This window comes from Nostoc sp. C052 (genome assembly GCF_013393905.1).
Classification (GTDB): Bacteria; Cyanobacteriota; Cyanobacteriia; order Cyanobacteriales; family Nostocaceae; genus Nostoc.
Window position 1 is genome coordinate 149702 of record NZ_CP040274.1, and the last position, 21064, is coordinate 170765.

The 21064-nt window shown below is 43.1% G+C and carries 23 protein-coding genes; 8 read left to right on the forward strand and 15 right to left on the reverse strand.

Annotated elements, in window-relative coordinates; all coding sequences use genetic code 11:
• Window positions 1–10 precede the first annotated feature (10 nt).
• The 6 genes from FD723_RS35380 to FD723_RS35410 all read left to right on the forward strand — a co-directional run bounded on the left by FD723_RS35380 (window position 11) and on the right by FD723_RS35410 (window position 4679).
• On the forward strand, window positions 11–1261 hold the full coding sequence (locus FD723_RS35380; protein ID WP_179069894.1) for an ATP-binding protein: 1251 nt from the start codon (window positions 11–13) through the stop codon (window positions 1259–1261).
• 628 nt (window positions 1262–1889) lie between these two features.
• Window positions 1890–2363 carry a DUF2808 domain-containing protein gene (locus FD723_RS35385; RefSeq protein ID WP_179069895.1) on the forward strand — a complete coding sequence of 158 codons (474 nt, stop codon included), beginning with the start codon at window positions 1890–1892 and terminating at the stop codon, window positions 2361–2363.
• A gap of 84 nt (window positions 2364–2447) precedes the next feature.
• Window positions 2448–3488: a class I SAM-dependent methyltransferase gene (locus FD723_RS43500; protein WP_256875349.1), complete on the forward strand. Its 1041-nt coding sequence runs from the start codon at window positions 2448–2450 to the stop codon at window positions 3486–3488.
• On the forward strand, window positions 3434–3841 hold the full coding sequence (locus tag FD723_RS35400) for a transposase (RefSeq protein ID WP_256874986.1): 408 nt from the start codon (window positions 3434–3436) through the stop codon (window positions 3839–3841). The genes FD723_RS43500 and FD723_RS35400 overlap by 55 nt, the downstream gene beginning before the upstream one ends.
• Before the next feature lie 66 nt (window positions 3842–3907).
• The gene (locus FD723_RS35405) at window positions 3908–4252 is read left to right on the forward strand and encodes a hypothetical protein (RefSeq protein WP_256875350.1); all 345 of its coding nucleotides are present in this window, start codon (window positions 3908–3910) and stop codon (window positions 4250–4252) included.
• A 202-nt stretch (window positions 4253–4454) separates the two neighbouring features.
• Window positions 4455–4679, forward strand: a complete 225-nt coding sequence (locus tag FD723_RS35410; protein ID WP_179069896.1) for a hypothetical protein — start codon at window positions 4455–4457, stop codon at window positions 4677–4679.
• 331 nt (window positions 4680–5010) lie between these two features.
• Here the strand turns inward: FD723_RS35410 and FD723_RS35415 are convergent, their stop codons facing one another.
• The 15 genes from FD723_RS35415 to FD723_RS35485 all read right to left on the reverse strand — a co-directional run bounded on the left by FD723_RS35415 (window position 5011) and on the right by FD723_RS35485 (window position 19406).
• Window positions 5011–6540 (reverse strand): hypothetical protein, encoded by a 1530-nt coding sequence (locus FD723_RS35415; protein ID WP_256875351.1) that lies wholly within the window; start codon window positions 6538–6540, stop codon window positions 5011–5013.
• A gap of 247 nt (window positions 6541–6787) precedes the next feature.
• Window positions 6788–8689: an alkaline phosphatase family protein gene (locus FD723_RS35420; RefSeq protein ID WP_256875352.1), complete on the reverse strand. Its 1902-nt coding sequence runs from the start codon at window positions 8687–8689 to the stop codon at window positions 6788–6790.
• Window positions 8690–9391: 702 nt separating this feature from the next.
• The gene (locus FD723_RS35425; RefSeq protein WP_179069897.1) at window positions 9392–9586 is read right to left on the reverse strand and encodes a hypothetical protein; all 195 of its coding nucleotides are present in this window, start codon (window positions 9584–9586) and stop codon (window positions 9392–9394) included.
• Window positions 9587–9603: 17 nt separating this feature from the next.
• Window positions 9604–9990 carry a RidA family protein gene (locus FD723_RS35430; protein WP_179069898.1) on the reverse strand — a complete coding sequence of 129 codons (387 nt, stop codon included), beginning with the start codon at window positions 9988–9990 and terminating at the stop codon, window positions 9604–9606.
• 35 nt (window positions 9991–10025) lie between these two features.
• Window positions 10026–13247 carry a plasmid replication protein, CyRepA1 family gene (locus FD723_RS35435; RefSeq protein ID WP_179069899.1) on the reverse strand — a complete coding sequence of 1074 codons (3222 nt, stop codon included), beginning with the start codon at window positions 13245–13247 and terminating at the stop codon, window positions 10026–10028.
• Between the two features lie 223 nt (window positions 13248–13470).
• The gene (locus FD723_RS35440) at window positions 13471–14076 is read right to left on the reverse strand and encodes an alpha-ketoglutarate-dependent dioxygenase AlkB (protein WP_179069900.1); all 606 of its coding nucleotides are present in this window, start codon (window positions 14074–14076) and stop codon (window positions 13471–13473) included.
• Between the two features lie 120 nt (window positions 14077–14196).
• Entirely contained in the window at window positions 14197–15138 is a 942-nt protein-coding gene (locus FD723_RS35445) for a hypothetical protein (protein ID WP_179069901.1), read from the reverse strand.
• Between the two features lie 31 nt (window positions 15139–15169).
• Window positions 15170–15628 carry a DUF1392 domain-containing protein gene (locus tag FD723_RS35450; protein ID WP_179069902.1) on the reverse strand — a complete coding sequence of 153 codons (459 nt, stop codon included), beginning with the start codon at window positions 15626–15628 and terminating at the stop codon, window positions 15170–15172.
• Window positions 15625–16023, reverse strand: a complete 399-nt coding sequence (locus tag FD723_RS35455; protein ID WP_256875353.1) for a helix-turn-helix domain-containing protein — start codon at window positions 16021–16023, stop codon at window positions 15625–15627. The genes FD723_RS35450 and FD723_RS35455 overlap by 4 nt, the downstream gene beginning before the upstream one ends.
• The gene (locus FD723_RS35460) at window positions 16020–16250 is read right to left on the reverse strand and encodes a hypothetical protein (protein ID WP_179069903.1); all 231 of its coding nucleotides are present in this window, start codon (window positions 16248–16250) and stop codon (window positions 16020–16022) included. The genes FD723_RS35455 and FD723_RS35460 overlap by 4 nt, the downstream gene beginning before the upstream one ends.
• A 66-nt stretch (window positions 16251–16316) precedes the next feature.
• Window positions 16317–17135, reverse strand: a complete 819-nt coding sequence (locus FD723_RS35465; RefSeq protein ID WP_179069904.1) for a hypothetical protein — start codon at window positions 17133–17135, stop codon at window positions 16317–16319.
• Between the two features lie 231 nt (window positions 17136–17366).
• Window positions 17367–17789, reverse strand: coding sequence for a hypothetical protein (locus FD723_RS43505; RefSeq protein ID WP_256875354.1), 423 nt, complete (start codon window positions 17787–17789; stop codon window positions 17367–17369).
• 25 nt (window positions 17790–17814) lie between these two features.
• On the reverse strand, window positions 17815–18018 hold the full coding sequence (locus FD723_RS35475; RefSeq protein WP_179069905.1) for a hypothetical protein: 204 nt from the start codon (window positions 18016–18018) through the stop codon (window positions 17815–17817).
• Window positions 18011–18337, reverse strand: coding sequence for a hypothetical protein (locus FD723_RS35480; protein WP_179069906.1), 327 nt, complete (start codon window positions 18335–18337; stop codon window positions 18011–18013). The genes FD723_RS35475 and FD723_RS35480 overlap by 8 nt, the downstream gene beginning before the upstream one ends.
• Window positions 18338–18515: 178 nt before the next feature.
• Window positions 18516–19406: a hypothetical protein gene (locus tag FD723_RS35485; RefSeq protein ID WP_179069907.1), complete on the reverse strand. Its 891-nt coding sequence runs from the start codon at window positions 19404–19406 to the stop codon at window positions 18516–18518.
• Window positions 19407–19559: 153 nt separating this feature from the next.
• Here FD723_RS35485 and FD723_RS35490 point away from each other — a divergent pair, with 153 nt between their 5' ends.
• Window positions 19560–19790 (forward strand): DNA-binding transcriptional regulator, encoded by a 231-nt coding sequence (locus FD723_RS35490; protein WP_306297038.1) that lies wholly within the window; start codon window positions 19560–19562, stop codon window positions 19788–19790.
• Window positions 19791–19964: 174 nt separating this feature from the next.
• Window positions 19965–20885, forward strand: coding sequence for a hypothetical protein (locus FD723_RS35495; protein WP_179069909.1), 921 nt, complete (start codon window positions 19965–19967; stop codon window positions 20883–20885).
• The last annotated feature ends 179 nt before the right edge of the window (window positions 20886–21064 follow it).

Here is a 21064-nt window from a genome sequence, read left to right on the forward strand (position 1 = left end):
AATTTAGCTGATGTTTGAAAAAATTCGCCGACGGTTACTGTTATCTTATTTAATTGTATTATCATTAATCTTAGGTGGATTTGCAATTGCCGTTCGGATTTTTTTTACCCATAGTCTCTATAAACAACAAATACAAAAGCTTGCTACATTAGCACAAGTTGGTGCTGCTAATGCCGAGTTTGATAAGGGTAAAATTAGAATTGAAAATGACTTACCTCTAGATAAATTGTTTAAAAATCATCAAGAATTAAGCTGGTTTGATACTAAAGGTAATCTCATCGAAAAACAGGGACAAGATATTTTAAGTTTACCTGCTCTCAAAGAAGGAGAACAAATTAGTACAGTTGGTAAAAATCGCATTCAGTCTGTTACTTTACAAATTATTAGTAGTGATGATAAAGAGTTGATTGGATATGTAAGAGCAAGTCAATCTCTAGAAGAATTCGATGAAACTTTAAATAAATTAGATTTGGGGTTAGGTGGTGGAATTGTTGTAGCCTTGATTATTAGTGGTGCTGGTGGAGTTTGGCTAACTCATCAAGCGATGCAACCAATTGAAGAAAGTTTTGAACGGTTAAAACAGTTTACTGCTGACGCTTCTCATGAACTCCGCAATCCTTTAATGGTGATTAAAAGTAATGCAGGGGTAGCACTTAAGTATCCAGAGGGAATGCGAGAAACTGACGCAGAAAAATTTCAGGCTATTTCTAGTGCTACTAATCAAATGACTCGACTTACAGAAGACTTACTATTTTTAGCTCGTCATGATAATATTCCTAACCACATTAAAGAAACTGTTAATCTTAGTTCAATTTTAAATAACTTAGTGCAACTATATCAGCCGCAAGCAATCGCTAAACAAATTCATCTGAAAAATCAATTGACTGAAAAGCTTGATCTGTTAGGCGATCCGCATCAGATAACACGATTATTTAGTAATTTAATTCAAAACGCTATACATTATACACCACCAAAAGGGACAATAGAAATCATAGCTAATCGTAGTGTTTCCTATTTAATAGTTAATGTCCAAGACACAGGTGTAGGAATTGCACCAGGAGATTTAGAAAATATTTTTGAGCGTTTTTGGCGAGTAGATAAATCACGTTCTTATAATTCTGGTGGTTCTGGTTTAGGATTGGCTATTGCTCAAGCTATTGCTAAGAATTACGGTGGATTAATTACTGCCACAAGTCAATTGGGAATTGGTAGTTGTTTTACTGTGCGTTTACCAGTAAGTTCACTTAATGAATGTTTTTGAAGAAGGCAGCTATGCTGGAGGCAGAGAGCTTTTATGTTTCGTTCAGATGGGGATTCAAACCCTCTTCTGTTCGAGAGCCACCAAAAATTCTAGTTTTGTGGGGGTCTTAAACCCTTGCTCCAACGAGAGCGCGCAGACGGTGACGCTCCTGCGTCGCTAACCCTACGCTATCGGGTAAGAAGAGTTGGGATAAATCCCTTCTGCCTTCTCCCAAGGGGAGACGCGTTCGCAAAGCGTCTCGCAGAGAAGCGCGACTTTGCCCTCTGCCTTTCTTGATAAAGCTTTTATAGTTCTACCCATCCATATAAATCCAAAGCCTGTAAACCTACGCTTAACAAATTCAGGTAAATCTTTTCGAGTTCTTTACTTTTAGTGTGTAAAGTGCAACTACTTACCAAAGATTACTGATTAATAACCATGAACTTGAGTTTTAGTTGTGCTATGGAACAATGCTTGAAAAACATAACTCAACATCCATCTCTTGCAAGGCTTTTCCCTATCTCTATCTTTAGCGATATAAAAAGCTGATTTCAATAGAATCTGTCAATAATGTTGTACTAAACTTCCAAATTCTTAATTTTTGTTATCCAGAGTAAATTCGTTCACTATATGTTTCAGGAAGCTTAATATGAAAAAGCTAATTTATGCTATTGCATTAACTTTAACAATTGCGTCTTTATCCTCGGCTGCCTATAGCACAACCACGATGAAAAATAGCAGATTTCCTAATATTATTGGGGCAGTGCAATTCCCTCAAAATAAGGCGAAAGTTGTCAGAGATTCTTTCCAGCTAAAAATTCCCCAAGATAGCAGAGCTTTATCCCAGATGACTATTGCTGTACCTCAAGGTTTAACTGTAAGGAATAACATTAACTTATCTGACCAGTCCGGTCAAAAAATTCCTGCCAATATTACTGTTAATGGTAGAACCATTACAATTGCTTTCCCTCAACAGGTAGCTCCTGGAACTGAACTCAACATTGATCTCAATCGCGTCTTAATCTCAGGAACTTCTAATGCTTGGCTCTATCCGGTTTCTGTCAGGCTTGTGGGGCTAAATGCGGATATCCCAGTGGGTGTATTTCGGCTACGAATTTACTAAAAGGTATTTTTGGTAGAAGTTTTTGCTCAGACAGATGTAATCTTTTTACAAGTCTATCCAAAATTACCAATAATACTTTATTAAATGAAAAATATTGCGGAAACTGCGTATTTAGTGGCAATGTATCGCGCATTAGAAAGCGAACGTGTAGATGCATTATTTAAAGATCCATTAGCGCGTATATTAGCTGGTGGAAAAGGTGAAATGCTTGTTGAGGTTATAGGAGAGAAAGAAAAAATTACAAATGCGATTGCCATCCGCACTTATGTTATTGATCACTTGATTTTACAGTTAGTTAATTCTAAAAACATTGACACTGTAATCAATCTGGCTGCGGGGTTAGATACTCGACCCTATCGATTACCTTTTTGTGCATCGCTTTGTTGGATTGAAGTTGACCTGCCAGAAATCATTGCTTACAAAGAACAAGCACTTCAAGATGAGCAACCTTTGTGTTTTCTTGAGCGTGTCCAACTCGATATTACTAACGTGGCATTGAGAAAAACTTTTTTCTCAGAGATTAATCTTGCAACGAGACAGGCGCTAGTGATTACAGAAGGGTTGCTATCATATCTACATGAAACCCAAGAACCTATCCCACTAATGCCAGATTGTAGTAATCTATTTTTTGGCAAGAGGTTGGATGTATTAGTGATGGCTGGACGTTTTGAGGGATTGAGCGACCTAGAATGGAAGCTATTTGAGGATATATTTCCTAAGCAGGCATCCAAACGTGGTAAAGGAATGCCTCATGCACCGTATCGCTATGTATTAAATAGTCTGTTATACATTCTGATAACTGGATGTCGATGGTGTGACCTTCCACGAGGGGATATATGGGCATCGAAAAGCTCATCCCATCGATGGTTAAAGCGATGGCGTTCTGATGGGACATTTGAATATATACAAGGACGTGTATTAGCGATCGCTAATGAGAAGGGGCTTATAAACTGGGACTTTGGGGCTGTTGACGGCTCTTTTTCCCCCGCTCAATGGGAGGAGGTGAAGAAGTTGCGTATGGAGGGAAAGGGAAAGGTGTTCTTATCCATACACTTACCGAAGGTGGTGGAATGCCCTTGGCTAATTGCACTACCCCAGCCAATGGCAACGAGAGAGAACAAGTAATACCTCTACTCGATAAAGTTAAACTTAAAACATTAAAACGTGGCAGACCACGTAAGCGAATCAAAGTACTAGCTGCTGATAAAGGTTACGACTCGAAACAAAAACGCGCTGACCTGCGGAAACGAGGTATTCGTCCTCAAATCCCGAAACGAGTTTGGAAAACCAAGAAAAATAGAGGAAGACCAATCAAAATCTCTGTTCCTAGATTTCAGCAAGAACGGTGTTTTGCTTGGTATCAGCGCAAATACCGCCGTCTCGTTGTTAGATGGGAACGTCAAAAAGTTTACTTCGATGCATTCATTGACCTTGCTACAATCCACATCTGGATTAACAAAATATTATTAGTGGGATAGGTTCAAGTAGCATTACTTGCAACCGATATTTATGAGCAATCTAATCTGAATTGGTGGCTATTTGAATTGGAATCATCATTAGCGTTAAAAGATTATGATCAAGTTTACGCTCGGAAAATTTTCGACCAATATTTTGGGAATGGAAATAAAACTTTGTTATTTGCTCCTGAGCAAGGAGCAGAATTTTTTCAACAGTATAATTGGAAAGTTGCAAAATCTGTATCTGCATGGAGAGAGTTACACCGACTCAACCGAGGGATAAAATTTACCTGGTTACTAGAAAGAATTATGAAATGGATTTCTAATGAATCTTGGGAAAAAATTCAGCATCAAGGTAGTGTTGTATTGCTTGAGAGAAGCCCCGCCGTTGGCAATCTAGTAAAAACAAAGGAGGTTTTTGAAAAGAGATGATTCAACAACCTCTTATTTTTTGACCAATATCCCCTACCCCCTCACATCCTAGAGATCCTTATCCATTATGAATTTAGTGAAAACAAGCGTGCCATTCGATTTATCCCCCTAATTTTTAGCAGCTGACTTTGAGGCACTGCTCCCAATACAATCGAAGTTTGGTAATATCCGAAAAATAATTGTAAAAGGAAAAGAATATATTTTGAACACCAGACTTTCTCGTAGGGTTGGCAGAGGTATTGCCTCTGTATTCATCTCCGGTTTGAGCTTTTGCTTTCACAATGCGGTAATTAGTGGCACATTACCAACTAAGTTATATTTGGACACAGCTAAATTTCAAGCAAAGTCTACCCCCGTCGCAGGGAAGGAGCGATCTCGACCAAGTATTATCCCTGGTACTTTTGTGATTCTGGTTTTAGGAGATTGACCAAAACAATTGTCAGGGGAGCAATTCGCAATTTTTTGATGCTTAAGGTTAACAGTCTGCCAAGCAAACTTTGCATGGTGGTCAGTACTTGTGCACTTGTGCAGGGGAGAGACTTATCCTGGATTTCTCACCAATGCTCAAAGCCTGTGCTTGTGCAGGGGAGCAGGGGAGCAGAGGAGCAGAGGAGAGTTCAATGTGCCAAGTTCAATCCCCTCCGCCCCTCCGCCCCTCTGCCCCTCTGCATTTCAAACTTGTGAGAAATGCGGGTTATATAAGTCCTTTCACCTCTGCCAGTATCCACCCATCAATTTTGAGTTGGTGAACTATTAGGTTAATGTTCTGGTTTAAAGTCCTCCCCAGATCCCTCTTTCTCCTTGTTAGTTGGGGCAAAAGATATACCTCGTAGCACTTGACCAGAGATGGGGGTACGGATGAGGTGGAACTGCTCAGACGCAGATTGTACGGCTGTTGTGTAGGAAAGTCTATCAGTGATGGCAACCACTTCGTTTGGATCTGCTCCTTGATCACCGCTACCGCTAATGGTTGAAGTTACTGCATACAATGTGACAGTGCCATCAGAATTGACATGACCTGTAAGATTGCGAAGACCATCTGTTGCGGGATTGTCAGCAGCAGGTAAACCAGCTACGGGGTATTGCTGACCAAGATTCAAGCCTTTTTGCAAAACGTAGTCCAATTGCCAGGTGCCGTTTACCAAACTCCACTTTTGAAGACCTGCGGTAGTGCTGGTTGCAGCATCAGCAGCAACACCATCGCCCTCATCGGCAACATACAGCGTAGTTGCGTTAGCAAACCAAATACCAAAGGGATAGTAGATGGGTTGGACAGTTCCATTCACGTTCTTGCCAGTCTTAGCGAGATTCGTGGGGAAGCCAGGCAGGATGGTAATTGGTGCAGTAGCTGCATTGGCGAGGGTTGGTAAGCTACCTGCGTTACCGACCTGGTATACAGTATTAATTCCGTTGCTACCACTACCTTTGGTTACATACAAAGTGTTATTGAAAATAGTCTCGCCTCGGAAATTGTTGTCTTTGGCAGTCTTGTCGGCTGTGTAGCCATATTGAGTAATGTTGAACGATCCTACCTGATTAGTGCCAGGAGTTGATGGAGTTGCGTTCTGACCAGGAATGACAATCTGCACACCCGCCGCCGCTGTAACTGCTGGCGAGCCGTTGCCATTACCAGCATTACCCACAGTGTAGTACAAGCCATTTGAACCTAGTATTCCTGCACGACCATTGTTCCCAGGATATGCGTTGGTTGTAGTTACCTTGGGGGTGAGAAAACCGTGAGAGATAAAATGTGGATTATCAAAGTTAATTTGCGCTACTGCTCTATAGGTGGCAGTCGTTGTCACAGGATTGCCAGGTTCGGTAATTCCTGGCGTATTAGAGTTTGACACGTCGAGCTGATTGATTGGGCTAACGTAACCCATGAAAGTCAGCCCTTTGCCATCGGGTGTGAGATTTAAGGCTAATTCCGATTTGGATGGAAAACTGGTAGTAATGACACTAGGATCAACGTACATTGTACGGATATCTTTACCACAAGTAGTAATCTCCTGGAGGAAAATTGGTGAAGTGATGCCAAAGCTGCCATCAACTGTATCATTTTTAAAAACATCTGGATAAGTACCGTTTGCGATCGCTATACCCCCACCCGGAAGTGTCTGACCGACAGTTACGGTACTAGCTGTACCCGCATAAGTACTGCCAGAAATAATCAGGTGATCTGCATTAGAACATTTATCATCCTTGTTCCAATCATCAGCTATTTTAACTATGGGCGAGGAGTAGTCAGATGTAATTGCTGGAGGCTGTAAGTATTGAATTGGTATCATGATGTTTGTATATGCTGTGTGAACGGATTTTCTGAGACTCGAATCATCTTTTTTTTGCAGCGATGTATCCGCAACAAATCTTCTCTTCATCCCTTCAGTAGATCGTGGTAAACAGAAGATTTGCTTACCCTGAAGTATTGAAGAGATACAAGTGTGATCTTTGCAGTACAACGATTCGCTCTAAGCGCAGGAATTACTAGAAACTGATGTGGGTTTAACACATCAATTTCTTCATTTGGAGTTTTTTTTATTCTTCGTACTCCCTGCGCTCTTGATCTATTTGGTATTTTTCTATTTGCGATTCCCTACAGTTAAGTGGTAATGTCTGGGTTCTATCAATCTGAACACCTTGCAGTCGTTGAGGATTTAAACCTAGAGCCTGTAATGTAGTTGGAGCAATTTGGGTGGTAGAAACAGTTCGACTGATAGTTTTACCTTGCAGATTGCGAGAAAATCCAGTGCTACCGACAATTAGGGCTACGTGGGTGTCAGCATCAGTAAATCCACCATGCTCTGCACGCTTCTTGGTAGCGTTACCAAAGAAATAGCCAGTTTTGAGTGGAACAATAATGTCAGGGGTGCGTTCGTTTGTCCTTGGATCTCCCAATCCAGCATTGATGATGCTCTGACCATACAATACCTGACCCTGAGCAGCAGCATCCTCAGTTGAAAATGCCAGCCCAGTATTTGGATCAATCGTATTATCAAATGAGTAATTTTTGGACTTCAGCAGGGCTACTGCTTCTCGGACATCAGATGAATTTTTCAAGAAGATCAGCGATGAAGTATCCTGACCTCGCTCAGAAGCAATCTGGATGCCGTTTCTTACTAACAGAGCAGCAACAGCAGTCAGGTTTCCATCGCCACCAGCAACACCAGTAACACTATCAAATGTACTGCTCAAACCAACAGTTGGATCTTTGACGGGATTTTGCCCGTGCTTGGCGGTCAAAATCACCAAAGTTGAACTGTCTAATCCTTTCTTTTTCAGTTCATCCAAAATCAGACCAATGCTGGCATCAGTGTGAGCTACTGCACTTACCAGGTCAGGACGGGCATTGCCATTAGAGTCAATTCCACCACCATTAAATTGAGAGGCAGTCTCTTTCTCGCCGACGCTGACAGCTTGGAAATTCAAGCCAAAAATTGCTGGAGTGCCTACTTTTATAGTGCCGGAATCGTTCAATCCATCAATTTCGTTTAATATCTGCTTAACCTTGAGATCGTCGTAGGCTGAGGTTGTTGCTACACTTGTGAACTGGCTGGCGCTAAAGCCAGCAGGTGGAGCCTTAAACAGAGCCGGATTACCCTTTGTCCCGTCATTAAAGAAAGTGGACGTGATTTTAGAGTTGGTGTTGGAGTAAGGAGTACCTGTTGATTGATCGACTAAAGCCCCAAGGGTATTGGGGAGAAGTCCTGGCTTAGTTGTATCAATCGCCACTGCTGCGTTAATTTCTAGTGAAGAGTAATCGCTAATGCTACCAACCCGACCCGTTGCCAAATTAAACTTCGTTGGGTCTTGTGTATTTCCAGCGAGGATGGTGTAAGCTGCGGGATGCTTGTCAGACCAAGCAGTACGCAGTCCTGCCGCGCTAGCTACGTCAAAAATGGTGTTTACTTTTAGGTACTGGTTGGGGTAAACAGGGTTGCCATTGCGATCGACTGGCAATTGGGTTTTATCAAATCCCTGACCGCCATCTAAGGTGCCACCCTTACCATTATTCCAAGATGCATCAACGTTTTCAGCAAATTCTACGACAGTACCTGGTTTGGCTGTGCCTGCGGTGATTTGGGCAGCAGTAGTGCCTGGGGCATACAAGGCGCGACTGTAGGATTTATCATAAAATACACCTGTCGTGCCGGGGGTGGCACCAGTGATATAGTTTAGCTCCCCAGGAAAGGAATCTGATGGTGCAGAAGCGAAAGCATTAGTGTATGTCACACCTTCTCTCTGCAACCGCTTGATATTTTTCAAAGAAGATTGCAGATTAGCAACTGATAGATCCCAGTTGTGCAATCCATCAATCGAAATAATCAGAACATGACTAAAGCGGGCAGTTGTATTTCCGATACTGATTGCTTGGACAGCAGGAATCAAGATGTTGCTAACAATCGCCGTCGTCAACACCCCAAAAAGCGTTTTCTTCATTGTGTGTAACTAAATTGGAAAAATGGCTTGTAATTTCAAAAATCTGCAAAAATTCTGAATTCAAGGGTTACTTCTTTTGGCAATGGCTCTCGCCTAGCATTTATCAAAGACTCCAAGAATCAACCCATTGAGAGCATTGAAGAGATATAAACGAAGTCTATTCACAGATATTGATTACAAATATGCGCGGGTAATAAATGCTTGCAGTGGGTTTTACGTGATTTTGCTGGTTATTGGGAAGCACAAATTTGATTAAATCAATAATAACGTAAGAAATGCAAGTAGACTGAATCTTGCTTTACCAAATCTTTATAATCACTTCTGATGTACCAAAAATAAATTCAGGACTATTTTACCCCGTTTTAGCAATCATCCAGATGAGCAATAATTGTTAATTCCACTTTTTATAAGGCTTTCAGAGTTATAGAATTTCAAACTTCGGTAATAATTTTCTGCCTGAGTTTTTAAATTTTCAATAAAGTTAAGGTTTTGTTAATGTTTAAGTAATGTGATAGTGCAAACACCAATGGCGTTGTTGCACGAATCGGAAAGTGAAAAATTTCGGGGGAGATGGGCAGGGCAAACGTATGGTATTTCTGAAACCCTTGTAGCACAAGGATATTGATGAAAAAATCGCCTGAATCATCAACTATCAAGCCAATATCTGCAATTAATTAGGCGTGAGCTTGAGGACAGCATGACCTACACCGTCACCAACCAATCGCACACCACAGACGTACACCCGTCTGCAAACTTAACCCAAACCTGCCACTGCCCCAAGTAGCTATTCCAGTAAAGCTCACATCTAAAGCTCACATCAGCAATCGGTGGCGGGGAAGGCAACAAGGGTGTTTTTCTCAGCAATACGAGTGGCCAAGAAGTTATGTGATTTGTCACAAAACTGCTCCTCAAATCTAGCCCCTAGTTTTTTTTGCTGTCACCTCTATCTCAATCCGCATTCTCGGATCTGAAAGTCCTGCGACAATCATTGTTGCTGCTGGTCTGACATCTCCTAAATATTTACGAATTACTGGCCAGCTTTGTTCAAAGTCTTCTCGAATCGGTAAAATATAACGAACTCGCACTATATCCTGCATTACCAGTCCCGCCTCTGTCAGCGCAGCATTAATGTTTTTAAAACACTGCTCTGTTTGTTTTACAACATCATCAGATATGGTCATCGAACTGTAATCAAAACCCGTGGTACCAGAAACAAAAACCCAGTCTCCATCAACAACGGCTCTAGAATAAGCAATTTCTTGCTCGAAGATAGAACCAGAAGATATGAATTGACGACTCATTTAATTGTGGAATCTCCTTCCAAATGTATCTACAATTAAACCACCACCAACCAATCGCACACCACAGACCTACACTCGTCTGCAAAGTTAACCCAAACCTGCCACTGCCCCAGGTATGTGTTCCAGTAAGGCTCCCCATCAGCAACGCCAATAGCTTCACCAAGCTGGGAAACCATCTGTTGGTAGAACCGACCAGCGCTGTCGAGTCCAAGGCGCATTTTCAGCTTCAGCCCTTTCCAGGCTTGGGTAGCAGGACTTTCAACCTGATTTAATGTTTGGGGAATGTCATCTGATATTGTGCCAGTCACTTGTGTTGGGAACTCTATATTATTCGTGACTGACACCGACTCACTAAGAAACACTTCATCTCGATTTAACCACTGCCCGAAAATCGAATCACGCTCATCATCAGGGGCAACGAATTGATAAACGCACTCCCGATTTTCACGCTTACCCAACCGACCGACGTAATCCAGTTTCAAATCAATCTTCGCAAGTAGTTTCTGTGCGATCGCTATGGAAGTAAGCTTTTCCGAGATACTGACATTCAAGTAATTTTTGATAACGTGCCTGTGCTGAACAGCCAGAGCCTTAAACTCCACTAGCTTCTCGTCGCTGCCACGTAACTGAACGTCTGGTGTAAGAAACTGCAACAGATTCAGATTTTCGAGTAACAGTACAGCCGGCAACATTTGCCCCTTGTTAAAGTCAGGTTTCCAAATCGAATTCTCTCCCGCCTCTAACTGCGCCTTAGCCCGTTTCGCATCACGGTTGCTCAGAAACTCTCGCCCCAGCGTCAAATAATAGTGCATCCGCAGTTGGGGATACCAGCCGTCGTCATCTTTCTCGACCAAATCAGGGGTTACGTCAATTTCGTAGCGACGCGATAATTCAGCCTTGCGCTGCTGGTGTCGTTCAGTTTTGGTTTTCGCCCTTGTGTCTTGTAGCTTCTTGAGTTCGGCATCAGAGATGGTTGGAGAATCCGCGATCGCCTGACACTCAGCAGTATACAATTCCTGACTAGCCGCCTTAACCGACTCGATTACTGCCCCACTCTCATCGTCATCAGCATCGTCAGCATCAATAACGGTGTACCCATCCTCGACCAAACCCGCAAGCACAGACTCTCGATAGCGCCGCATCTCCACATTAATCACAGAACCACGCTTACCCCAAGTCTGCAAAGATTCGGGCTGGAAGTTCTGGTCAATATAGCTCAAATCCGCATTATCCGCCGCCGACAACAGCGCAATGTTCGCCTGTGTTGCGACGTGTTGACTTCTGAGCAATCCTCCAATGGTAGTAGAACCATTGCCCACAACGCCCATACCCCATTCTCTGACCCAAATGTGGCGGTCAACTGTTTCCCTAACCCTTGCCAACATCTGCCGCACGGAGTTAACCGGCTGCACTCCCTGAAATATTCCCCAAACACCATCAAAATGCCCTCGAATGTCGATGGATACCCCAGTTTCAAGACTTGGGGAGGCGATAACCAAATCATACTGGGTGAGAATTTCGTTGAGATGAGCGATACAGCCGAAAGCCGCATGAGAGGGGTCAGCAACAGATTCGCTGTCAATTCGCAGAATCCGCAGGTGTGGGTATTTACGGCGAAACCGTTCCTCAAGTGCTTGGGTTCCCCATTTGGATTTGGCTTTTTGAGCAGAGCAGCACAATAGATGATGCCCACCTTTAGAAATTGCTTTGTCGAGCGCGGCGATAAGATTCTTCGGGTTACTGCCAGAATAGTTGTAACAGTTACCAGCTACGTGGCGATAGTTGTTGACGATGACAAACGGATTAACCCGATATTCGCCAGCGAGTGATAAAACATACTTTACATCTGTGTCAGAAACATCCGCACTAGACAAGTAAATCTTTCCTTGACTACTCCCTAGAACATTCTGCACAAGTTGTTTGAGGTTTTTGAGAACGGATACCCGACGTTTTTGCACTTCTGTACCAGAGTTGAGCAAATGCCAGAATACTTGGTCGCATTCATCAATAATAATCACATCATTCGCCCAGTCATTAGGGTTGAATCGCGCCTGACTCTCTTGATGTAGCGAATCAACACACACCCCATATCCCAACAATGTGCCTGTTTCATTCGTGCGAACTTCGGTAACATAGTTAACACCAAACCGATTACACAGTGCCTCACCCAATTGAATACGGTGGGTGATGATTAATACCCGTCTATCTTGGTCGTGTGCTTTCGCCACCTCAGTTGCCAGCCATTCGGTTTTACCAGTGCCTTTCGGAGCCTTGAGGATAATCAGTTTTTCACCTTCGGGGACGAGAAGTTGTCCGAGGAATCTTTGGTTGAGAGCGATCGCTGGGGGATAAGTCAGCAGAGTAAACAGCTTAATCTCCCACAACTCCAGTGCAACAGCCGTATTGTAGAGTGCGTCAAAGGCTTCCCGCCCTTTGGCAACAATAAAATCATCAACCCCTTTAGAAGCCCCTAGCGGTAAATCAATCACTCGCAGCGAACAGCCCTCATTTACCAGCAGCCGTCCCATGCGACTGATAGCGGTTCTGACTCGTTGGACTGTCTCAGGTTTGTTGTCCTGGTCAAAGCAAATGTTAACCTGTCTCCCCTGTGTTGCAAAATGTTTCAAGTCGGGAATTAGAAATGGTTTACCAATAGCAGTACCGTACTCATCCTGTGGTGTGCGGTATCCAGCGTTTACTCCCGGAATTGCGATCGCAGCATAACCAGCAGTCAATAATGCCCCCGCTTTCTTGACACCTTCTACAATTGTCACTGGCACATTATGCCGCCAAACCCAATGCCAGAAACCGCCAGGATGCTGTAAATCTTCTTCAGTAATGGCAATGCCGCTACGATTGGAAACTTTCACCCAGATGCGATTCGGGACTAAGAGGAAGAAAGCGTGTGTTTCTTCTCTGTAAGGATGCTCGTATTTGATAAACTTGTGGATTTTTTGGCGATCTCTTCGGGGATGGTCAGGTTTGAAACAGCCCCACATCATACTGACGTAGTTGTTGAGCGGGTCAACACCACTGCACCACCAGCCGCCTAATTCAATGTGCTGGTATTTCTTCAAGTCCCTGTCTCTGAGCCGCCCATCGTTACGACGGGAGATTTTGGGACTGTAGAGCAGATATTCGTAAGGTGTTGTGGCGTGGAGCGAACGTACATTCAGGGCAATGATTTCTTCGTCAACGCCACTATTTAACCATTCTTGTAAGTGTAGAGCTTGAGAATCGGTTTCGATTATATTCATATCCCCTCCAGTATTTTGAAGCAATGCAAAGCTTGGGGTATTGAGTCATACCGCCTTTTAGGTGAGTTACGTAGACATGAGTTAAAGAAGCGTGGTTTTAAGAGAAGCAATCAACAGGACTTGTATTGGTAGTTGTTTTTTTCGTCCTATTGACTGCTTTTTAAACGGACTTAATAGTACAGATGAACTAAGAAACTGTCATTTTACATGATCACTGGCCTTGTCAGAATGATCTCCCACCTCCGGTATGTGGTCGGAAGGTGAGATTGATTCGGGTGCTAACCACTTTGTTGGTCTTAGGAACCTGATGCAGATGCGTAGACTGACAGCCTGGGTGCATCACAAGCAAACTGCCGTGTTCCAACCAAAAATCAGTAGGTCTGCCATTTCTCGGTTTAATTTGGAATTTTCGACATGACCCCAAACTGACTGATGCAATCGCCGGGTTAAGTCCCATCGATGGTTCGTTGTCAGAATGCCAGCCGATAGAATCAGTCCTCGTGCGGTATTGGTTGCCGATAACGATGCGGAATTTGTAACCAGTAAGTGCAGTGATCCGATCGCGCAAGTTAGCCAGATTGTCTGTCCAAGTCAGGGGTTTTAAAAATACGCTGTTGGAGTAAAGGTAATCACATCCGGCATCACCATAAATACATTCGAGGCGAGGAACGGGCATTGTTTTACCCGCAATTCTGATTTGATTTTGCTGCCACTCCAGTTTCAAGCAGTGTTGGTAAAGTTCGTTTGCAAGTTCAAGGCTTAAGAAATCGGGATAGTAAGTAATGGGTAAAACTGGGGTTGATTCAGAGAAGAGTGTGAGTTGTTGCATAATTTTGTTCTCAAAGTTTTTTGAGTTGTGTAACCGAGAAATAGTATGCTTATAACAAGCAACTAAGCTTGTATTCGGCTGATATAGTCAAGCGAATGCTCATTTCCTGTGCGTTCGCTTTTAACTTTTGACTAACACCCGTGGCTTCTTGGTAGCAAAAGCCCCTGCAATTCTTAGCGCAGCAGTCGGGTTTGGATGAGCGAAAAACTCTTCAATTGCCTTGGTCAATCCAGATGCAACCATTGGGTCATGGCAGGCGTAAACGTAAACTGGCTGCTGAGTGCCATTGACCAGGCGCATTTCCTGACGCTCCCCTAGTTGTGGGTAAAATGTGCGAACCCAAGTACCGAGATGACCGCGATAATGAGAACCGCTCAAGGGGACTTTCTTTCCCAGTTCGCTCTCCGCAAAATTAACCACACCCATCCATTTCTCTTTGCTACCAAAGAGAGCTTGTTGATTGTGTTGGGCTAGGAGATTGGCGGCGAAGTCTTGAAAATGCTGCTCCATGTATGGGTTGAGTCTGCCACCTGTAAGTTCAGCTAAAGTTCTCATCGCCTCAACCAAAGTTTGTAGGCGCTGCTCAACTGGTGGGAGGGCAGGGGCAGTGAGAGTATCAACTTTGGGTGTAATGTTAGGCACTGCTGCAACTAGCTCTAAGATGATTGTTCGCACTTGAGCAGCTACTTCCGATTCAGTGAGCAACATTGCGATGCGGAGTGTTCCAGAAGGTGAAAAGACTCTAGCTTGGGCTGTTCGGGATGCTAGCTCCAACTTGGAGCGAGCATTAGACAAGTCTTTACCAGTTAGTTTTTTGGTTTCCTTAGCCTGAAACTCCTTACTGTTTCTTTCGTAGATATGCTTAATAGCTGGTATAGAAGATTGAAAATATTGAGCTAACTGCTCAACAGTGGCCCATCCCTCCCCGTTCCATACAGCGAACACTATTGCCTTTGCTTTGCTGAGAACTTCTTGGGCGCGAGAATCATCTAAATTAGAAAGTGCAGAAGTTCTGAATGATGGAGACTCGACTAAAACATTTTGATTTAAAGGTAAACTCATCTTGTTCGACTCCTAAGTAAATTTCAAGACTTTAAACATTCACTCGCACTAAACTTTTTTCACCAACTAATGAGAAACGATTAGATATAGTTGGTGTCTTAATTAACGTTGGCGACATCAATTCAACAAGGTAAAACCAAGATTTATGCACCAGTGCAATCCCCAGAATCAGCCGTTGTTTTGTTCCCTTATCGTGAGAGCAGAGGATCACTCTTTCGCCCAGAACGAAAGCGGGTTTTTGCACGGTGAGAGTTTCTAATTCTCCAGTTGCGATGATTTGGTTTTGTGTAGCATGGAGGATTTCTTTTCCGCAATCAATTGAATAAATCCAACATTCGTGTTTCCATTGCATACCGCAGCAGTAACCAAATGTTCTCGTGGTTCGCAAGAAAACTCTCTCCAGTAAATTAACTGCAACAGGTGGAATTGTTCCACGCCAAGGTGGAGAGAGATACCAACTTGTTTGAAGTGCATTAATATGGTCAATCATGCTTGTTTCCCTAATAGGTAATTAATCGCTTCAACATCAAGAGCAGCAATACGTTTTTTAATTGATTGTGGTGGGTTATCAAAAAACTGTTTTAGATGCCATCTCCGAATTTGATAATGTCTGGCAGAGCGTCTTGTAGCTTTGAGCCATCCTCTTTTTACCCATCTAGTTACAGTTGAGAAATTCAATTGAAGAACTTGAGCAATTTCTTGACAAGAATAGTTATCAAGCGTGGGACGGGCTGAATAACCTAAGTTGTTTAACTTCAGGTAAATTGCAACTGGTGTGCGTTGATATCCTCGCCTTTTTAGGATTGAAGCTATTTGTTTGACTGTATAGACTTCAGCTTTCGCCTCAATAATTGCAAGTTCTTCATCAGTCCATTTGATACTCATAATCTCACCTTTCCTATTGATGCAGATTTAGTAGAAGAATGTTCTTGTACAATCCGAGCGCTGATAGATTCAAAATCTACTTGGAAGATGTTCATATCTGTGGACATTTCCCCTGTGTTGTAGCGGTCTACGATGTGCTGTTTAATTGCGGATTGGTTCAGCCCATCAGGGATATCAATGTGTGCTTCACTGATGATTTTTTCTACAACTGTAACGATGACTCTCATGGTTAACTCCTATTTGATTAATTGAGGATTCAGAAGTCAGAATCATTCTGAATCCTGACTTCTGATTTACATTGCTCCAGTTTTTACCGTTTGCAACTGTTGCATCCATGCGTTGATTGCCGTTAATTCATCCGCACCACTAGCAACAGCATCAACAACTTGGTTTTGATAAGAAGATTCAGCATGATTGGGATATTCACACTTGTCTGCTGCCCAAGCCAAACACATTGTTTTTACCAGTTCATTAATCTTGGTAGTATGAAGTAGACTTGGGCGGTCAACATCCTGAAATTCCAACCACTCTTTGACTAAATCAAGTGGATAATCAAGCAAAGTACGAATATTTTTGATTCGTAAATCAAGTGTATGTACTGGTTGAGGGACTACACTAAGTTTTGGTGTAGATGGAGTGCCACCTAAGCGAAATTGGATGTCACGAATGATAGTTACCCAATCAGCATTTTTGTTCCATTCTCTTTCAATTCTGCTTTTACTTGCAGCATCGTAAAGATTACAGAAAACCGTGTTTTCGTCACCAGCAGTAGCAACGATAATTAGTGGCTTAGAAAAATCCTGAACTAATGACGCAGCTAAAAGAAAGCTTTTGGCGAAATTGGTTTCAACACCAGTCCTGACAACATAAAGTTCATCAGCACTGACAACAATATCCAGCTTCAGATTGTCCTTACCTTTGAATTCTTTAGTCGTTAGGCGCAGTTCTGACAAGTACCCAGTTAATGCTCTTTGGGTAACAGGGATGGTTTTATCCCTGTCAATATCGTAGTGATACCACAGGTAAGATTCTCCACCTAACTCAGCATTTTTGACATAGAGATAAATCGGTTCGGGAGGGTTGCATAAACCTAGTTTGATTTCAGTAGTCATGTTTCACCTCGGTTAAAGTTTCATTGATTGGTATTCTGTGTGCAATAATGGGAATTCTGTAGCGGGAGAAGAACTTCCGTAGTAGCAATCGTTTGAATATTGACTACATTCAGACGATTGCTTTTGTACTAAAGAGAAGGCTGTGAATTGGAGGGGAAAAGGGGAAAGGGTAAGGGGCAAAGGATGGAGAATGAAAGACTTTTCTCAATACAGTACGGAGCAAGAATTTTTTTAATATTGAGGTTCCCTTTCCCCTTTAACCCTTCCCCTTTTCCCCTCTTGATTGCGCTCTAGCTCCCATTCCAGATAAGTTAGGGCAGTGCTAGCATCAGCAATGTTTAAATCAGGTTGATATCCCTTATCCAACAGTTGTTTATAGTCTGGATGCGTAGCAATAAGGGATATCAGAGTTTGAGCTTGTTCAACTAATTGGTGGAGGTTGGGGTTAGACATTTCTATGCCCAGCCGTGAACATAAATCTTCTGCTTTCACTCCTGTTATTCCTGGCTCAATCTCCGTTTCTAACTCTTCAAGTAGGGATTGAAAACTAGGGTGTTCATCGTTGATTTCAACCTCAAATAAATCTGCGCTCTTTGTAACGACAGTTGCCCAATCGGGTAAAGTCTGTGCAATGGTTTTAGCGTAAAGTTTCATGATTGTGTCCTCTGGGATTAATAACCTAAAAATCCTCGGCAATCTCTAACAAAAAGCCGCGTCCCGTGTTCTGTACTTGCACCAGTTCTTTATCCAGCAGTGTTTGAATGACCGAATCGGAGAATTGGAATTGTAACTGATGCAGAGGAACACAACCGCCACAAAGCCGAATCGAACGCAGCAAATGATTGGCTCTACGGTCAAAACTGGGGTCAACCGTCTTAGGCATTTGTGAAACCTCCAGTTAATACGACTAACTGTTGTTGCAGAATAGAGATTTGCTGTTGGTAAAACTTAATCTCTGCGGTAATTTCTGAGAATAATTCTTCTGGTGTGAGCGGTTTAATTTGATCCTCTTTCAAGTACGATATTTCATCAGAATTCTTGTTAGGCATCAGAGCATAACGCCAACCATCATCAAATTGTTCAGCCAACTCTGTACCCGATGGGTAGTAGTAAAGTCCGAGAATCGTGCCTTGTTCTGTACGCTGTTCCAAACCAAAGCGAGGGTAGCCCCAGTGTTGGGGAATGGATATTGTGGCTTGCATATTGATTGGTGGGTGAATGAAGGGAAAATGAGAGAAGAATTCAAAAGTCAGAATTCAGAAGTCAGAATTTCGGGAAGAGGTGGGAAAAAGAGGAGAAAGGAAGGCAGATTTTATTAACTTCTGCACCCTGCTCTTTGTTTCTTTACTGACTCCTGACTCCTGGATGCTGACTTCTTAATTACGCTGTGACTAACTCCGCTCTCTCCAGCAGCCGTTGCAATTTATTGCCAGTTAGCTGTTCTAACGGCTGATCTAAAAAATATTCATCAAAAATGGATTTACCATCAGTAGACACATCCACCATCGACAGCGATCGCACTGCATCAAGCACCGAGTTAGAATACTGCTGCTGGACTGAATAACGCCTCTTCACCCACCAGTTCCTGTCAGTGCATCCGACTTGCCCCAGTTTCACGCCCTTGTTGTTGTAAATGCCATCATCAAGAATTTCAAAACCGTACTTCTGGCACTCGTTGAAGATATGCGCCATGATTAGGTTTTCAGTAGAAGAGGAAGGCATGGGGGCAGAGGCGCAGAGGGGCAGAGGAGAAAGTTGTTGTAGGTTTCTCCCCTCTGCACCCCTGCTCCCCTGCACCTCTGCTTTCTCCTGCACAGGTAATGAACTGTCTTTGTAGTGAGTGCAGATGAAGCGATCGCAACGCATTAGAGTGTTGGCACGGAATACTTCTTTACCGTTGACCATGACTACCCAGGGTTGCGTTAAGTGGTTGTTGTCATGGCTGATGCTGGCTACCAGTTTGTCATCAGCGTAATATTCGTGATGGTCAAACGAGATTTCGACTATTGTGAAGGGTTCAGGAGCTACGGCTTGGGCTTGGTCAGCGATGTAGCTGTCGAGTTCGGCTTGAGCGAGGGCTTGGTTGTTTGGGGCAGCGAGGGTGAGTTTCTGAATCTTGCTGGCTTGATATTCAGCGATCGCAGTGATCCAAGAATCCTTACAGCGTTTGTCGCTTACTTGGACTGTGCAGCCGATTTCGCTGTAGATTTGCTTGAGTCGCGCAATCGATTTCAGTTGCAGCTGTTGATAAGTGTAGATAGCGTGAGTCATAATTGGAAGGCTCTTTAAATTTAGGGCAAAAGAAGCGCTTCAGATTCGCAGTCAGGGGCGCTTCTCTTATGTATCTATTATCCGCTAGTTAACTGCGCTTGTCAACTGCGTTCACTAGCTGATATTCTATTGGTATTACTATTTGTTATGGATATGAAGGGGTTAAGAGAAAAAGCAGGGTTAAGAACAGTAGATGTGGCATCAAGGTTAGGAATTGCTGAGTCAACTGTCCGTAACTGGGATATTGGGCGGCACACTCCCAGGCTGCCAATTGAAGACATACCCAAATTTTTGGAAGTTTACCAATGCACTCTTGAAGAAGTTATTGAGGCTGCAAAAGAAAGCAAAAGGAAATTTGATGCTTCCATAGCTAATGAGACTTGAACTATTTGGCACTCATAATTAAGTATAAATACTCTATACAGCAGACACATTGGTTTCAAATTGTTGATAAAAAGCTATCTACCCCTAACCTAGAAAACGCTTCGTAAATTAAATCAGTGCTAGGGGTTGACCTTGATGTAAATCTGAAAATAGTGAGAAGTAGGAAGCGAAGCCATGCAAAAGCCATTCTCTAAGCGCAACAAACCTACTTCCACCGTCTCTGCCGGCTCAGAACCACCAGTTAGCAAAACACAGCAAGATATCTCTTCCCAGAATAATCAGGATGTAGTAATTCTGGACGTTCCTGCTGTTGAAATTCCTGAATTAACCGAGCAGGAGGAGAGCGATCGCCTGCACTTGGAGCGTAGGGTAGAACGAGCGTTCTTTGAAGCAGGGAAGGCATTGACTGAATTACGCGATCGCAGATTATATCGTTCCACGCACAAAACTTTTGAGGAATACTGCCGCGATCGCTTTGGTCATAGTCGTCGCCAGTCTTATCTTTTAATGGATGCAGCTGTTGTTTTTGATAATTTACTTGAAAAATGTGATCCATTGGATCACATTTTGCCAACTAACGAACGTCAAGTCCGACCAATGACAAAGCTTGAACCCGAACAACAGCAAGAAGTGTGGGTAAAAGCGGTGGAGCAGGCAGGGGGTAAAGTGCCACCAGCTAGAATCGTTAAAAACGTAGTGCAGCAAATAATGGAGCGAACCCAAGTACCCAATACCTACCAGATAGGTGAAGTATGCCAAATCCTTGCAAAGGACAATCCAGAACTCAGAGGCAAAGGTGGCTGCTGGGCAATTGTCAGCGTAGTGAATAACTTTAGTTGCAGCATGAGAATGTGGGATGGCGAACATAGGGTTGGGTTGCAACACCTGAAGTCCTTCAACTATCTGCCCCAGGAGTGTGAGCAGATGCAGGTGATTTGCGATCGCATCAATCGGGTGTATTCAGACTCACTGGAGGAGACAGTCAAAAGTCTGTTGCAGTCGTTGGGTAAGTTGAATCGACCTTATCTAACGGCTGTGGAAGAGAAGTTGTTGAATGTACTAGAGTCTGAATACGGGGCAGAGATAACACCCTAAACAATTTTGGCAATTTGGCATCCAATGTCTTTGGGTTCCAGTTTCAATGGAGTTAGCAACGCAACGGGGCAGTAAAGAAGTTATACGAGGGAAAAGATAAAACTTCCCGCTTCTTGACATCCAGCTATGCCAGTTGTTTAGTTGAGTGCTGTAGAACCCCTCTACATGATTCATACAGC